This window comes from Paenibacillus radicis (ex Xue et al. 2023) (genome assembly GCF_024722015.1).
Classification (GTDB): Bacteria; Bacillota; Bacilli; order Paenibacillales; family NBRC-103111; genus Paenibacillus_S.
The window spans coordinates 572,584-589,405 of sequence record NZ_JANQBD010000001.1 but is presented as its reverse complement, the minus strand read 5'-3'; the positions used below and the strand labels follow the sequence as shown (position 1 = coordinate 589,405).

The window sequence follows — 16,822 nt, the reverse complement described above, 5'->3', positions numbered from 1 at the left end:
GAAAAGCTTCTATTCGAAGCCATTCGATGAAGATACATTCGTGTCTTAGCAGTAGCTTTTCTTGCAATATCAGAATGGTTCAGCTCCGCTGAAAACTTATACATTCTGACATTATAAGAAAAGCTTTTATTCGAAGCCATTCGATGAAGATACATTCGTGTCTTAGCGGTAGCTTTTCTTGCAATATCAGAATGGTTCAGCTTCGCTGAAAACTTATACATTCTGACATTATAAGAAAAGCTTCTATTCGAAGCCATTCGATGAAGATACATTCGTGTCTTAGCAGTAGCTTTTCTTGCAATATCAGAATGGTTCAGCTCCGCTGAAAACTTATACATTCTGACATTTTAAGAAAAGCTTCTATTCGAAGCCCAATCGATGAAGATACATTCGTGTCTTAGCGGTAGCTTTTCTTGCAATATCAGAATGGTTCAGCTCCGCTGAAAACTTATACATTCTGACATTTTAAGAAAAGCTTCTATTCGAAGCCCAATCGATGAAGATACATTCGTGTCTTAGCGGTAGCTTTTCTTGCAATATCAGAATGGTTCAGCTTCGCTGAAAACTTATACATTCTGACATTTTAAAAAAAGGGAGTGTTACAAGTGAATAAAAACCAAGCAGGTTATCGTTGGAAGGCAGCTATGGCAGCAACCCTGTTGTTGACTGTTGTTGGTTGCGGTACGGTCGGGCAGGGTGCGAGCCCGGCTTCGGGAGGTACGTCAACTCCTCAGACTGGTAAAACAGAAAGTCAACCGTCTCAAGGCATAAAGCTTGGCAGCAACGGTCCGATTACCATCGACTTTTGGCACATTCAGGCTTCCATTTACGGAGATGCTATTAAAGAGATGGTTAGCGAATTCAACAAGGAGTATGAAGGTAAAATCATCGTTAAAGAAGTGTTTCAGGGAAGCTACGACGACTTGAACAAAAAGGTTCGGGCGGCTTTGCAGGGCGGGGGACTTCCGGCTGTATCTATGGCGTATGAGAGTGATACGCTTGAGTATATGAAAGCTGGCCGCATTGTGCCGCTTGACGAGTACATTAACGATCCGACCTACGGTGTAAGCAAGCAGGATCTGGACGATATCATGCCTGGTGTGCTTGCGCGTCAGCGTATACCGGAGTATAGCGGCAAAACGATGAGTTGGCCGCACGGCAACAGCTCGATGGGCGTTTACTACAATATGGATCTGCTTAAGAAAGCGGGCTTCGATAAACCGCCGGCCACTTGGAAGGAATTCGAAACGATGGCGCTGGAAATCACCCAAAAAGCTAACGTTCCCGCTCTCGTCATGAGCAACGGCAACAACGGCGGATCTTTCCGTTCATGGCTCCGGACTTACGGAATCGACCCTATCGCGCTTGATCAGAGTGGAGTGAACTACAATAACCCGCAAGCTATCGAGCTGGCCTCTATGATTAAAAACCTGTCGGACAAAAAGGCGATCGTCTTGGCTCAAGACACCGAGCAGGAATTCACAAACGGCCGGGCTGCGATGGAGATAGGAACGACGGCAAGAACCAGCTCTAAGCTCGAATTGGTTAAGGATAAGTTCAAGTGGGGCATTACATTGATTCCGCAAGGCGGCTCCAAGGAAAAAGTTACAGAGCTCTATGGCGGCAACCAGGTGCTGTTTAAAACGACACCGGAAAAGCAGTTGGCAGGATGGATGTTCCTTAAATATTTTGCCGCTTCCAAAGCACAGTCCATTTATGCGGCCAAAACGGGATACTTCCCAGCAACCAAATCCGCTCAAAATACAGATCTGCTTAAGAAAAACTATTTAGACAATCCACAGAAAAAGCAGGCGTTTGAAGAAGTATTCCCTTATGCCCGAATTGACGTATCAACGGCGGCCCGAAGCAAGATGGACACATCTGTAGGGGGAGCGCTCCAAGGCATGATGGCAGGGAAGATGACTCCTGCGGATGCTATGAAGAAAGCACAGGATGATGCGGCAAAAGCGTTAAAAGAATATAAATAAACATCCCGGGAGGGAATGAGTTTGAGCTCCGTACATCGCAGAAATGAGATTATTCAAGCGGTTCGCCGTACGGGCAGCGTCTCGGTGGAGGAATTAGTAGCAGCTTACAACGTCTCGGTGGAAACTATCCGCCGGGACCTTCGTATTTTGGACGAAAGAGGGTATCTTCGCCGAACCTACGGGGGTGCGGTGAAGAAGGAGCAAACCACATGGGATCTGCCTTTTTATGAACGAATGAATTTGAATCAGGAGCGCAAGACGGCAATCGCGCGTGAGGCCGTTTTGCTGCTGGAGGAAGGGGATAGTGTATTCATTGACGGGAATACATCAGGGCTTGCCCTCTCCAGGTATGTTCCTGCCGATAAATTCCTGACGATTGTAACGAATTCGGCCATGGTAGCATTGAATTTAATTCAAAAAAAAGGCAAGCTCAAGGTGTATTTGGTTGGGGGCGAATTGGACGAAGAGGGTAAAACGTTCGGATACAGGCTTTCATGCGAGCTGCGCCAGTACCGCTTTGATAAAGCTTTGTTTTCCTGCATGGGCTTCGGACCAACAGGCTTGTATTATTCCAAGCCGGATCCGCTTCAGATAGCTCAGATGCTGGTAGAACAAAGCAGTCAAATCATTCTGATGGCAGACTCCTCTAAAGCGAACCGCACTGGCTTTTTATATGGGATGGAGCTTCAGCGCATTCATACCCTGGTTACTGATGATGGCATTTCATTTGAAATGAGGGAACTTCTTCACGAGACGGTACGTAGAGTTGTTATCGGACAGATTGAACAGGAGGATGCTGGAAGGTAGTCTAATATGGATGCATCGGAGAAATGTAACGGCTGGATACCAAACAAAGCTCCCGGTTATCAGACCAAGCTGAAGGAACAGGCGGGAGGAGACGATACTATAAACCGATTCCTGGGTGATTGAGCTGCCGTCGAGTGGTCCGTCTTCTTTACCGCCAAATTCCTTCGGCATGACTGAGCTCCCCCACAAACGGATAATGCTTATGTACTGTTGTTTAAATGCTGCTTTTCTTAGTAAAGACGGTAGGGGTAGCTTGCTCTCCAATAAGTTGGTTTCCGGATGTTACAAAGACTTCTTTATCCAAAATGACGCGATCCAAAACGGAATCACCTTCTATCACGCAATTTTGCATCAGAATGCTGTTTTTAATAACCGCGCCTTTTTTGATTTTAACTCCCCGGAATAAAATGCTATTTTCTACGGTCCCCTCAATGATGCAGCCATTGGCCACCAGCGAGTTTGTTACAGGGGCATCTTTCGCATATAGTGCTGGTGGTGCGTCCTTAATTTTGGTGTAAATCAAACCCCGCTGGAAAAAGAGAGCTTTCCATACTTCCGGTTTTAATAAATCCATGCTGCATTTGTAATAATTATGAATGGAATTGATAATAGCCAGATATCCTTTGTACTCGTAGGCATACACATTTAATTGATCCAGGTTTCGCATGATTACATGCCGCACCAGGTCGTAGTAATTTTGCGCCACGCTTTTTTTGACCAGATCAACCAGCAGTTCTTTTCTTAGGATAATCATACGCATATACACTTTATTGCTATCAGGCTTCAGGTGGTTTTCTGTCATACTGACGACACGGCCGTTTTCGTTCAATTCCAGCATGATGAGGTTGGATAAGTTTTCCTGGGCAGTATCCAGCTCCTTGTAAATAACCGTGATATCGGCATTTCTCTTTTTGTGAAACTCGACCGCTTCGGTGTAGTTGATGTTGCAGATCATGTGGCTGCTGGAAACTATCGCGATTTCCTCTGTACTGCGTTCGAAATATTCGAGATGTCCATAAAAGTTTTGCAAATCGCCGTTAAATCCGGAAGAGTTCATATTGGGGGGAGGCAAAATGAAAAGTCCTCTTTGTTTATGATCCAAATCCCACTCTTTGCCGGAACCCAAATGGTCGATGATAGAACGATAGTTATTATGAGTAAGGACACCTACGTTATTGATCCCTGAATTCACCATGTTGGAAAGCACAAAATCAATTAATCGGTACCTGCCTCCGAATGGGACAGTAGCGGTTGCCCGAGAATATGTAAGCTCATGCAAGAGCGGCTGGTTGATACTCAGATTGATTATCCCTAATACGTTGTTCATACATGTGCTCCTTCAATAGTTGAGGAAATAATCTGGTTTTCCCCGACTAATGTAATTTCCGACGATTCCTCCGCATTGCCGATCTGCACTCCGTCACCAATAATCGTACCCGGACTAATTATGGCTCTGTGGATGGTCACATTTCTTCCGATTTGGACATGCGGCATAATAATGGAGTCTTTTATCAGACTTCTTTCACCGACATGAACACCGTAAAATAGAACGGAATGATCGACTTCCCCGAACACCTGACAACCTTCATTTATTAGTGACTGGGAAGTTTTTGCGGTTTTGGCGATATATTGTGGGGGCTGATGAGGATTCTTTGTATAAATCCGCCATTTGGAATCGTGCAGAGTAAAGGGTGGATCGTCTGAAAGCAAATCCATATGCGCTTCCCAGAGGCTGTCAATGGTTCCGACATCTTTCCAGTAGTCGTTGAATCGGTAGGCTAGCAGATGCTCACTGCTTTCAAGCATAGCAGGAATAATATCTTTACCGAAGTCGTTGCTTGAATCGGGATTTTGTTCATCGGTAATCAAATGTTTTTTTAACGATTTCCAGTTAAAGATATAAACCCCCATGGAGGCCAGGTTATGCTTTGGTATTGTTGGTTTTTCCTCAAAGTCGATAATCCGGTCATTATTGTCAACATTCATGATGCCAAAGCGACTGGCCTCTTCGATTGGGACTTCAATAACCGCAATCGTGGCGTCCGCGTCAGCCTCCTTATGTTTTTGAAGCATGGAAGCGTAATTCATTTTATAAATGTGATCACCGGAAATGACGAGTACATATGACGGATCATACTGTTCCAAATAGCTTATGTTTTGGTAAATGGCATTCGCCGTTCCTTTATACCACCTGCCTCCATTTTGTTCGACATAAGGGGGGAGGACTGTAACACCCCCGTTTTTTCGATCCAAATCCCACGAGCTCCCAATTCCAATGTAGGAATTTAATACCAGCGGTTGATATTGGGTCAGAACTCCTACTGTGTGAAAACCTGAATTGCAGCAATTGCTCAAAGTAAAATCAATAATTCGGTATTTGCCGCCAAAGGGGACGGCGGGTTTTGCCAGCTTAGTGGTCAAATGTCGTAATCTTTTGCCTTCACCACCCGCCAGCAGCATCGCTACACACTCTAATTTCTGTATTTAAATCACTCCTTTATGTATGATGTTTTTATATTGTAAGCGGTTACACTTTAAATGTCAATATATTCTGAACTTTCTGACAATTAACTTTTTTGCACTAGTATAAGTGTACAAGATCTTTATGGAACATGAGCAGCGCTCACCCTATTCGGGTTTGATCCATGCGATTTTTCCGATTTGGTAATATACATGTTTTTGTCTGCCAAACTTATTAATTCCTCCATCTCCACCGCATTATCGGGATAAACAGACACACCTATGGATAGAGAGAGCTCTAAACTTAGTTGGATGGATACTTCCTGCAATTGTTTTTCAATTCTATTTATAATAATCGAAGCATCATTTTTATTTGCATATGGGGCAACAATGAGAAATTCATCTCCTCCCCATCGTGTTACAAAATCCGATTTTCTCGTACTACTTTTAAGCAAGGCAGCTATATTTTTTAAGACAGTATCTCCCATATCATGCCCATAGGTGTCATTAATCTGTTTGAATTTATCCACGTCGACTACAAACAAACTTAATTCCTTTTTCCTCTGATTCATCTTTGTTAAGAGTTTAGGCAATGCATTAAAAGCATATCTCCGATTATATGTCTGGGTGAGATAGTCTTTCTCTGAATAAAACTTCGCAATATCGTAGTTCTTGCCCAGAAACCAACCAAATACGATGTACACGATTGCACAAAGAATGTAGATATAGTCCAAATTCCCATAAAACAGTTGAGAATAGAAGATTAGGAACATCCAGCTAAAAAATGCCAGTATAGGTAGCCCGACCCTACCGGTGTATTTCATAATAATCATCCCCTATCTTTTAAGATAGTTATAGTTGGTATGTCTTTTCGGTTTATTTCGACATTATCCACGATAATCCTTTATATAATAATTTCGAATTCGTCTTAAACGACTTCATAGCTACCTGACAAGGTCAGCTCCAGCTGCCTCCCCGCGCTTTCTGGGGATTGAAGAAGGAGCGGGTAACTTGCTTAGCTGCTTACCCTATCTTAACTTAGAATAAAGTTGCATTAGAGCTTAAGGTATTTAAAGTACTCCATGATCAAGGGAGATTTTTAAAGGGTAAGCGGCGAAGCTGTGCAACGATGAGCTCTGGAGGATTTTGTGCGGAACGGAAAGTTCCTTTATTTCATCAGCCACCACTAATTTCTAAGGCGATATCTGAAGTCGAAATTCCGTAATGTTGGCCCAATTGGAGCATTAATGCACAAAAACGGAGTGATAACAGAAGGAGATGTTCCCTTATCACTCTGTTTTTTGGACTTTTCAGGTGATTGAGGAACAATTGCTTCCTCTATTGCCCTTCACTCTCATGGATGCAGTACTGGTGGGTAGGTGATTTCTCCTCTAAAAGGGAGATGGGGCTAAGTGTACATGGAACAAAGCAAAAGTATTCATTGTTATGAATATCGGCTCGAAGACCAGCTTGGGGGGATAAGGAAGTGGCGCCGCAGAGAGTAGAACAAAAGAGGGCAGGGATGTGGGATCGATGAGCGTGAGCGTCAGCCCTAATCGTCACCTCTGGTGAATGCTCGGTATGCAACCTGCCTTTGAAAAAGCTTGTGTTCCCCCACTGTAATCCTTCCATTTAAAGGATCACGATTTCAACAGCGGCTGTAAGAAAAGCAACAACTAAGACACGAATGCATCTTCATCGAATGGGCATCGATCCGAAGTTTTTCTTTTACACAAAAGAGTGTTTAAGCGCTTTACAGCGATAAAGTTGAAATGCCTTTTCTTATGTTAAAGGAGACACAGGATACTCTTATGGCTGCCGACAAAAGACGATAGATGGAAATCCTCCCGGTAATTCAGCCTCGATTTCGTTTGAAAGCAATCTAACTGGAAAAACTCCTGCTAATAGAGGTGATAGGGCTGAAATCAACCCAAATCCTTAGAATTAGCATGAGAAATTCCAGTTATATGGTTTGAAACGTTATTTTAGGAGAAAATAACGTGACATTTTCCTGCTAATTGCACAGAGTGTGCCAGGCTGCCATGTAATGCCGTAACCAAACCATGAACCATGAACCACGAGCCACGAACCCGATACCCGCGATTAGCACGCATTGGAAAGCGACCTCATCTCTGCTATACGCTGAGAATACCTAAGAAGGGCTATCTCCAAAGGGTAAACTCTAGTGAGTAAATGGCATCACATAAAATGTGCAAAAGAACCTTTAATACCAAAATGGAATTGAGGGTCCTTTTGCAGCTTATTCTTATATCAGGGGTGACTTATCTTATAGCTTTGTATTCTAGTATTATCCTTTTACAGAACCGGCAGTGACCTGCATAAAGGAACGGTTTGCAAAAATATATACAATTAAGATCGGCATTAAGGAAATACAGGCTCCAGCCATCATCAGATGGGTTTGAGTAGCTGCATTATAGCCATACCGCAGATTAGCAAGACCTACTGTCAAGGTTTGAAGCTTGGGATTCGTCATTGTAAAAACGAGCGGTATGATGTACTCGTTCCATGCATTTCGAAATTGAAACAAGGCGCCGACAGCTAATCCGGGGCGAAGCAAAGGGAGGATAATACGGAAGAAAACTCCGTAGAAGCTGCAGCCGTCCATGGTTGCGGCTTCGTCGAGCTCCCGCGGAATAGAGTTGAAAAATCCGATAATCATGAAAAAGACGGCGGCATGAGAGCCAAGCAGAATGAGAATAATCCCCCACAAGCTGGAATTCAAATTCATCGCGACAATCAATTCGAATTGTGGACGCAGAACGACAGCGCCAATCGAGATAAACATGGTGGACGCTTGGAGCATGCTGTAGAGCTGTTTACCTGGAAACACCCTGCGGTTAACGACGTATCCCGCCATGGAAGATATAAGCAGTGCAATGACTGTCGTCATCGTGCTGATAAAAAGACTATTCCACGAGAAGCGGGCGAAATCCGCCTGCTTCCATGCTTCCATATAGTTGGAAAACTTCCATTGCTGTGGGAAAAATGTCCCCCCGGCGGTTACTTCGGCATTGGTTTTCAACGAGCCAAGTATGGTAATAAGGACTGGAAACAACGTAAAAATGAGCACAGCCAAGAGGAACAGCCAGATGAAGACCTGGGATGGTAATCGGGACAAACGGTACGCACCGGCATGGGTTCTGTTATCCGTTTCAACGACCGGTTTATGAACGGTTTGCAAGCAGCTCGCCTTCCTTCCTTAAGTTTGGTTCAGACGACGTGATAGTTGAAAGTACAGCAGCGTGACAATACCGACAATAAGTGCGGATGTGAAACCGACAGCGCTGCCGTAGCCGATTTGTTGGTTGACGGCTGAACCTGTGGAAACAGGAAAAAACAATTTGTAAACGTATAAATACATGACCTCAGTTCGACCAGCAGGGCCGCCCTCTGTAATTAACATTATGCTTTCGTAGCCCTTTAGTGAAACGAGAATGGCCAGCATAACGATCATTTGCAGTACCTGTCCAAGCATAGGAATGGTGATGTACCATAGCTTCTGCGCCGGATTTGCTCCGTCAATGGACGCGCTCTCGTATACATCCTGGGGTATGCTTTGCAATCCGGCAATAAATAACAGCATGTAGTTGCCGACTGCTCCCCATATGGCGACGATGATCAATGTAATCATGCCATAGTCACTGCCAAGCCAATCGATATTGGTTTTGATGATCCCGAGACGAAGAAGCATCTGATTCAGAATACCGTTATAGGAATTGAAAATAAGGAAAAATACAATGGAAATGACAGCTGTGCTTATGACGGTAGGCATGAAGTATACGGCTCTCAAAAACTGCCTCCCCCGCAGCTTTTGATTTAATATGACCGCTAGTATTAATGCGGCGGGGATAGTCACGCTAAGCTTGCCCAAGGTGTAAATGAAAGTATTGATGACGGACTGCCAGTACAGCTTGTCGTTTAGAAGCTTCTCAAAATTGCCGAGACCTACAAACAATTCATTTCCATAACCTGGATAGTCGTAAACCATGTATCGCATCGCCCACAAAATGGGGTATACGGCAAAAATGAGCGTAATAACCAAGCTTGGTAATAAAAACGAATAGGTTTCGGCGTAATATCGCACATTCTTCATCCGGTAGGCTTCCTCCCCAAACGCTATTTAACAAGCTTGCCTTGAAGCTTCACTGGATCAAAGTCAGGATTGGCTGACAGCTTAACGTCTCCCGACTGGCGGGCTTTGTCTAAGGCTTGATTGTATCTCTTATTCAAATCAGCGATGATGCCATTAAGGTCTCCACCATCAAGAATATACCGAAGGAAGGCGTCCCCATAGTTCATACCATCTACAGTAATGGTTGGAGGAGCCGGCTGCAGCGTATCGTATTTGGTTGGAAGAAAGCCTTCAACTCCCTCAAGCTGAGGTTTCTTAGCATTGGCTAGAACGAAAGGAATGAGTGAGGTTCCCAAGCCTTTTTCATAATAGGAATTAAGCACTTCATCTCCATAAAGGAATTGCAGGAACTTCCATGCCTCCGCTTTATGAGCCGATTTGCTGCTGATCGATAACCAGGCACCCGCTTGGGTTAATCCGATAGCTCCGCGAATATTTCCGTCAATAGATGGCGGCAGGGCCGCTCCCCATTTGATTTTCGCAGGAAACTGCTGCTTGTATACATTCGGCTCTGCAGAAATGGAGATGTACATGCCGATTTTCCCTTCCGCAAACTGAGCGCGGAGCGAATCGATATCCAGAGATTCCGAGCCCGGGAAGAAGCTTCCGTCTTTCTTCATTTGCCGGAACGCTTCCATGATAGGCTTGAACCCGCTGAAATCGTATTTGCCCGTTTTAAAATCATACCCATAGCCGGGATACCCGCTTAGTTCGGCAATGGCACGAGGGGAACGCTCGATGGCATTAAGCGAGCTTTTTAGATTGGCGGAGAAGCCGAATGCGGTTCCGTTGCCGGATTCTGTAATTTTCTTTGCACTCGCAACCAGTTCATCTAACGTTTGGGGAGGCGACTTGATTCCCGCTTTTTCAAATAATTCCTTGTTATAAACGAGACGGTGAGTATAGCCGTAATTCGGAAGGGAATAAATTTTGCCATCCTTCATATTGATCTCTTCGGATAGTACGGCTTCAAACTTCTTCTTCATCTCCGCCGGCAGGTAAGTATCAAGTGGATCCAGATAGCCTTTTTTTAGAAACGGCATGAAGGTAACATTGTTTACACGTATGATGTCCGGAGCTTGATTGCTGGAGAAGGCGATATCAACCGATTGGGGGTAGTTTTCCGCCATAATGGATAACTCGACTTCTATATTGTCTTTGTTTGTTTTATTGAAACGATCCACTTCTTCGCGAATTTGCTCGGAGAAACCACGATCCGGGGTCCAATATTTCAGTTTCACCTTTTGATTGGATGCGGTAGGGGTGGCATTAGAACCAGCTTGATTAGGTTCAGGCGTATTATTGCTACAGGCGGAAGATAAGAAAGCTAGCAAAATACCTAAGGACAAGGCGGTGATACGTTTATTTGACATGGGAATCCTCCTGATTGTTATCACTTTTACTATTGTGGCCACGAAATCATTGTATATCCTTGCTGGATGACTTGACGAGGGGGGATTCGCTGATATACCGGGGACAATACAACGGTATTCGTGAAAACGCTTTACCCTATAGCGGGATTAGAGCTACAATATAAACAAATTCCTGAAAGCCAAGAGGAGGCCTCCAGTGTATCGATTGTTATTCCCTCAGATGTCTTTCAAAAACCGTATTTGGTTATCTTATTTAATTTTACTCCTGATTGCCGTATCTTCCTCTGGAGCTTTATCCCATATGATAGCAGCTCATGCTCTGGAAAAAAACGTTAAGGATTTAAACCGGAGCGCTATTCGCAAATCTGCGCTTTTGTTGGACGAACGATTGAAAAAAATTACTGTAACGGCCATGTCGGGCATGCTTAACGATTCGTTCACAGGAACGATGAAAGATATCCGCTTGAACAACACGGCTTCTTATTATGGCCATTTTGCGGATTTACAAGGATGGTTTCTGCAAATGAAGGTTAATGAGCCTGCTATTGACTCGGTGCTAATTACGACGCCTATCGGTGATTTTTATCCAACAACGGAATATAGGCAGCGCGGGAATTTATTTGAACAAAGCGATATGTATCGCGCCATTAAGGAGAAGAACCATAACGTTTGGATTCCGGAGCATACGGATGTTTTTTTTAGCGGCAAAAGAAGCGTCATCTCCTTAATCATGGAGCCGCTTATCGATGATCATACGCGAATGGAAGGTGTTTATATCATTGTTAATGTGAATGTAAACACTTTGATTGAAGCATTAGCTAATGAATGGGGAGAACCTGCCAGTAATTTAAATTTATTGACGGTAAGCGGTACGAACGTATTTACTTCCCTGCCTCTCGTTAAACCGTTCTTGAGCAAGCCGGAATTTATAAACAGGCTTGTTTCTGAAGCCGAACCTCACTTTACTTATAACGATAATCAGGATGACTATCTTGTCGATGTGCAGCGGATTCAGCTCACGGATGAATGGATGCTGGTCGGAGTCAGGGCGACTCGCGATTTATATGGGCAAGTAGCGGCTATTAAATGGACGACTATGGCGGTTATCGGTGGCTGCGCTCTCTTGGCGCTACTGTTCTCCGGAATGTTAACTTCGTATCTGCTGCGGCCTTTATCTCAGCTGGTCCAACTAATGAAGAAGGTGGAGTCCAACGATCTGGCTGTCCGGTTTACATCCGTGCGGCAAGACGAGCTAGCTTTCGTAGGCAATCGGTTCAACAGGATGCTCGAGCAGATCGGACAGCTGATTTATGATATGAAGGAAGCGGACCGAAGCAAAAGACTTGCTGAATTGAAGGCGCTGCAAGCACAAATAGATCCCCACTTTTTATACAATACGCTCTACACCATCTATTGGAAAGCAGAGCTTGCTCAATACGAGGATGTGAAGGAGATGACCTACTCCTTGTCTCAATTGTTCCAGCTGGGCTTGAATAGCGGACAGGATATGACAACCGTGGAGAAAGAAATGACTCATGTGACGGAATATTTGAAAATTTTAAAAAGATGCTATGATGATTGGTTCGAATACGAGATTCATGTGGAGGATGGCCTGGGGTCCATCAGGATACCCAAGCTGCTGCTCCAACCGCTCGCAGAGAACACAATTCTTCATGGCTTTCAATCTCGAAAAGGAGGCGGACGCATCGTTATTTCCGTATATTCGTTCTCCAAAGAAATTCACTTCACTGTAGAGGATAACGGAAGCGGGATGGATGCCCTTCAGCTGGAGAAGCAGGTGAAAGTACCGGCTCAGGATGCCTCTTCTTACGCGCTTCGCAACATTTACGGTAGACTAAAGCTTTATTACGGCGAGACCGCCGATTTTAGAATTGCAAGCGATCCTGGTTCCTGTACGAGAGTAACACTCATAATTCCATCGAATCACAAGGAACTGGAATGGGAGGATACCAATGAAGAGTGAAATGACGCTATGCGTTATTGATGACATTAAAACGATTGTTGACGGCATTGCCAAACATATACCGTGGGAGAGTTACGGAATTCGAATCATTGGAACGGCTACTAATGGGGAAGATGGATTGAAGCTTATTCTGGAGCAGCGTCCTAATCTGATTATAACCGATGTCAGGATGCCTATTATGGATGGATTGAACATGCTTGAGCAGTTGGATTCGGGGCGCGGGCAAACGAAGGTCATTTTGTTGAGCGGGTACAGCGATTTTGAATACGCGCGTCAAGCAGTCCGGCTTGGAGTGTTTGAGTATTTAACCAAACCGTTCCGTCCGAACGAACTGGTGGAAGTTGTGCTGAGGGCGAAGCTGCAGAGGGAGAAGGAGCTTGAACAAACAGATCGGCTGCATGAGCTGGAAGGAAAGATGCAGGAGAGCTTGCCCTTGCTGCGGCAAGAGTATTTGAAGCTATTAATCCGTTATAAAGCTGATGAAGGTTTGGCGCGCAAAAGATGGTCTTTTCTGGAAATAGCGATGGAACCCTCCGAGCTGACTTTAATGGTTATTGAGATTGATGATTTTGCCAAAAAGGTGGAGCCGCTTCCGACGGGCGAAGCAGAATTAATATTATTTGCTGTTCAAAACGTGTTGGACGAAACGGTTTCCAGGAGAGCTCCTCATATCATCTTCCGCGACAATATCGGCAGATTTGTTTGCCTTTTCCGGGCAAGCGGCGGTCAAGATCCCATTGAAATTGCAGAAGCATGCTGCCACAATGTAGTCTTGTATACCAATCAGACGGTTTCCGTTGGTCTTGGCTTGGAGACGAAGTTTCTTGCGGGATTGCCGCAGTCTTACAGACAAGCTCTGACAGCGCTCGCCTGTCATTTCTATACGACGGGAAACAGCGTCATTCGTTTTGGCGATTTTAAAATCAGCCCTTATATACCCGTTTTCGCCTCTGATCTGGAGCAAAAGGTCATTTTGTCTCTGGTGTCGGGCAATATAGATAAAGTCCATTCCGTGCTTATGGATGTATTTCATCAAATTCATGATGAAGAAGTTAGGCCGACACCGGATTATATGGTCAACACTTACTGGGAGCTGGCAAGAAAAATGGCTCATGCTGTTAAGCCGAGACTAACCGAAGCTGCGTTTGCGCCTATTGAAAGCCGGCTGCAAGCCTTATTTAATCCGCTTCAAACCCAAAAGGATTGGCAGCAGTCGTTATTGGATTTAGGAAGCGAGATTGCTGCATGCTTTAAGTCAAGGAAAACTAGCGATGCCCAGGACATCATCCAGATGGCTTCAGACTTTGTCAGGGAGCGGTTGAATGATAATCTGACTATTCAGGACTGCGCCAGGCATGTCCACTTAAGCCCATCTCATTTCACAAGCCTGTTCAAAAAAATGACGGGTATGACTTTCGTTCAATTCGTAACCATTGAACGCATCAAAGAAGCTCAACAACTGTTGGTTTCCGGTGTCACCGTTCAGAATGTCTCGGAGAAGCTTGGCTATGATGATCAAAAATATTTTCGCGAGTTGTTTAAAAAACATACGGGAATGACACCGAGTGAGTTTAAGGATTTCTACAAGTCCACATAAAAAGGATAGGAGTCTGTCCGACGAGTTGATCTTCGTGAATATGTATTCGTTAGAGAGACTCCTAGGATTTCTTTTTCCACTGAAGGCGGTATTGGTGTGGGGTTTGCCCCTTGCTTTCCTTGAAGGTCCGACAAAAGTAAGAGGTGTTCCCAAGTCCGACGGATTCGCCGATCTCGGTTACGGATTTATCGCTTATCGTTAAAAGTACACAAGCCTGCCGAATTCGGCGGGCTTTTAAATATTCAGACAGGCTAGTTCCGGTCGTTTCCTGGAACAGATGGGAAACATAATACGGCGACATATGCAGCTCGGCAGCCAATGATTCCAGACGGAACACTTCGGTGTAATGGCGCTCGATCCATTGCATCATTTGTTCGGCGCGGTGTACCGGTCTCTGATTAAGCACAGGTATGCGCCCTGGATCGGACAGCAGGGGACGCAAGTGACGCAGCAGCGAAACAAGGAAGGATGCCGCATCTTCCCGGTACGGCTCTGAATTCGCATCAACCCGGCTTTCTCCATAACCGGTGAGCACCTTTACAAGGTCATGCTCTTCCCTGAGTGGATAAATGACTGGACTTTGCAGAGAGCCTTGACACAGCTGCTGAAAGAACGAATGGAGCAATGGAAGGCTCCGAAGATAAGGTTCAAAGACAGAGGGCTCAAATAACACGAAGCTGCGAATATAATGATTGTTTACATCAATGACCGGCTGCAGTCGGTGAAGTTGATAGGGTTGAAACAAGCACAATGTACCGGACCCGATATCCAAGGATCGCTGATCGATCAGCAGTTGGCCTTTTCCTTCATGGATGTATTGCAGCTCCATACCTTGATGGGCGTGAAACGTTTCTTTAAATGAATCATGCTGAGTAGAGGTTCTGCGTACGACGGAGTATAACGGGAATTTATTCAAATCAAACAACTCGATATGCTTCATTGTTCGCTTCACTCCAGTCGATTCTTCCTTCGTAAACTATTGTACCACTTGGAATAGAAATCGCAATATTGTGTTATTTTCAAGCAAGGAGGTGTGACATATGAATCGAAATTTCTGATAAATTGAAGGTACCACAATCAAGGAGGAAATGTTTATGAGCGACCATCATGTAAAAGGTATTGTAGATATGGAACGGGACAAAGCCGGGCGGGAAGTGAAGAGCTCGCGTTATTTACGTCCTACGGATACAGCGAAGTTTTTGAAACCGCTCTTATGGCATGAATTCGAGCTTTCTCGTGCGGCAGCAGGATGGGTCACGGCAAGTAAAGCGTATGAAGTGAAGCTGAAGCTGGGACGTCTGACTTACCTGCACATCCGCCATGCAGAAAGTCTGCAGAAGCGTATTATCGAGCTTCCCGGAGGTTTGGGAGAGGAGAAATCTCCTCAACGGATTCGCGAAGTATACGAAAGGCTGGCTTCGGCACCTTCCTCAGAGGCATATTTGGCCGGTTATCGCTTGTTTTACCGCAACCTGCTCGCGGAGTACGATGAGTTTTTAACTAAAACCGATCCGGTTCTGGATGCACCGAGCATCGACCAGATTCGAATTGTTTTATTAGATCGTCAAGATATTTTGGCTTGGTTGGACGAACAGCTTCGGTTTGTAGGGTTGGATGAAACAGCCGGGCAGATGGTTGAGGAGTGGACTGACTATGCGGCCAAGCTGTGGAATACACTGAAAAGCTCGCAGTCCGGTACGAGTCCGTTGTACCCGGCGGCTCCGAACTATGAGCCTGTCGGCCCGATTCCTGAGGTGCCGGCAATGGATGAAGAACGGTTCCCTCCTCTTGAAAGTCATGGCGGCACAGCGCAAGCATATTCTGACGATGGGATGTCCCCTTTGTTTAATTCAGTACGCCAGATGGTCTACATTAACGCTACGGAAATTTCGCCTGCGGAAACAATGACCTACCTGTACTATTCGGTGCAGAACATGCCGCTGACCTTCTATTATGACTTCGCGCGCCATATGTGGGATGAGTTTCGCCATAGCGAAATGGGGATGCGGCGCTTGCAGCAGTTTGGCTTCAAGACAACCGATTTCAAATGGCTTCGGACTTCGACGCTTAGCGAGGAGAATGATGCGCGTTATGCGGATATGTATGCATGGCTGACCATGGTCGCAGAGGCATGTTCATTCGCGAAAAAGCGGAAGGCTGTAGAAGCTTTCTGGAAATTCGGAGATAGCATGTCAGCTATCCAAACCGAATTCGATATCGTTGATGAAAGGCTTCATGTCGATTTCGGCACCCAATGGGGACCGGAGCTGTATAAGCAGGTTGGAGATATGGTGACCCCTAAAATCATGGCGGAGAGGGCAAGGAAGCGTCGGCTTGAGGAGCTTCAGACTGTCCAACCGGATGAAATCGACAAGCTGGCGCAAAATTTCCCGGCATTTTGCGGCTTCCATACGAGCACGCTGGAATACGGTACCTATTGATGCGAGAGGGGCAGACGGC

The 16,822-nt window shown here is 45.2% G+C and carries 12 protein-coding genes; 5 read left to right on the top strand and 7 right to left on the bottom strand.

From position 1 onward, the window contains the following. The first annotated feature begins 605 nt into the window (after positions 1-605). Both NV381_RS02470 and NV381_RS02465 read left to right on the top strand, forming a co-directional pair. On the top strand, positions 606-1,988 hold the full coding sequence (locus NV381_RS02470) for an ABC transporter substrate-binding protein (RefSeq protein ID WP_258211660.1): 1,383 nt from the start codon (positions 606-608) through the stop codon (positions 1,986-1,988). Positions 1,989-2,009: 21 nt separating this feature from the next. Next, positions 2,010-2,795, top strand: coding sequence for a DeoR/GlpR family DNA-binding transcription regulator (locus tag NV381_RS02465; protein WP_258211659.1), 786 nt, complete (start codon positions 2,010-2,012; stop codon positions 2,793-2,795). Between the two features lie 214 nt (positions 2,796-3,009). On the opposite strand, the gene glgD is transcribed toward NV381_RS02465, so the two are convergent. The 6 genes from glgD to NV381_RS02435 all read right to left on the bottom strand — a co-directional run bounded on the left by glgD (position 3,010) and on the right by NV381_RS02435 (position 10,781). Next, a complete protein-coding gene (gene glgD, locus NV381_RS02460) occupies positions 3,010-4,122 on the bottom strand; it encodes a glucose-1-phosphate adenylyltransferase subunit GlgD (protein ID WP_258211658.1) in 1,113 nt (370 codons plus the stop codon). Further along, positions 4,119-5,279, bottom strand: a complete 1,161-nt coding sequence (locus NV381_RS02455; protein WP_258211710.1) for a glucose-1-phosphate adenylyltransferase — start codon at positions 5,277-5,279, stop codon at positions 4,119-4,121. The genes glgD and NV381_RS02455 overlap by 4 nt, the downstream gene beginning before the upstream one ends. A gap of 119 nt (positions 5,280-5,398) precedes the next feature. Next, positions 5,399-6,079, bottom strand: coding sequence for a GGDEF domain-containing protein (locus tag NV381_RS02450; protein ID WP_258211657.1), 681 nt, complete (start codon positions 6,077-6,079; stop codon positions 5,399-5,401). A gap of 1,484 nt (positions 6,080-7,563) precedes the next feature. Then, positions 7,564-8,394: a carbohydrate ABC transporter permease gene (locus NV381_RS02445; protein ID WP_419182236.1), complete on the bottom strand. Its 831-nt coding sequence runs from the start codon at positions 8,392-8,394 to the stop codon at positions 7,564-7,566. An 81-nt stretch (positions 8,395-8,475) separates the two neighbouring features. Next, the gene (locus NV381_RS02440) at positions 8,476-9,369 is read right to left on the bottom strand and encodes a carbohydrate ABC transporter permease (protein ID WP_258211656.1); all 894 of its coding nucleotides are present in this window, start codon (positions 9,367-9,369) and stop codon (positions 8,476-8,478) included. Positions 9,370-9,392: 23 nt separating this feature from the next. After that, a complete protein-coding gene (locus NV381_RS02435; RefSeq protein WP_258211655.1) occupies positions 9,393-10,781 on the bottom strand; it encodes an ABC transporter substrate-binding protein in 1,389 nt (462 codons plus the stop codon). Positions 10,782-10,977: 196 nt separating this feature from the next. Here NV381_RS02435 and NV381_RS02430 point away from each other — a divergent pair, with 196 nt between their 5' ends. After that, entirely contained in the window at positions 10,978-12,765 is a 1,788-nt protein-coding gene (locus NV381_RS02430) for a sensor histidine kinase (RefSeq protein WP_258211654.1), read from the top strand. Next, positions 12,755-14,362, top strand: a complete 1,608-nt coding sequence (locus tag NV381_RS02425; protein WP_258211653.1) for a response regulator — start codon at positions 12,755-12,757, stop codon at positions 14,360-14,362. Before NV381_RS02430 ends, NV381_RS02425 begins: the two co-directional genes overlap by 11 nt. Before the next feature lie 61 nt (positions 14,363-14,423). On the opposite strand, the gene NV381_RS02420 is transcribed toward NV381_RS02425, so the two are convergent. After that, positions 14,424-15,314 carry a helix-turn-helix transcriptional regulator gene (locus NV381_RS02420; RefSeq protein ID WP_258211652.1) on the bottom strand — a complete coding sequence of 297 codons (891 nt, stop codon included), beginning with the start codon at positions 15,312-15,314 and terminating at the stop codon, positions 14,424-14,426. A 142-nt stretch (positions 15,315-15,456) separates the two neighbouring features. Here NV381_RS02420 and NV381_RS02415 point away from each other — a divergent pair, with 142 nt between their 5' ends. Beyond that, positions 15,457-16,803, top strand: a complete 1,347-nt coding sequence (locus tag NV381_RS02415) for a DUF455 family protein (protein WP_258211651.1) — start codon at positions 15,457-15,459, stop codon at positions 16,801-16,803. Positions 16,804-16,822 lie beyond the last annotated feature (19 nt).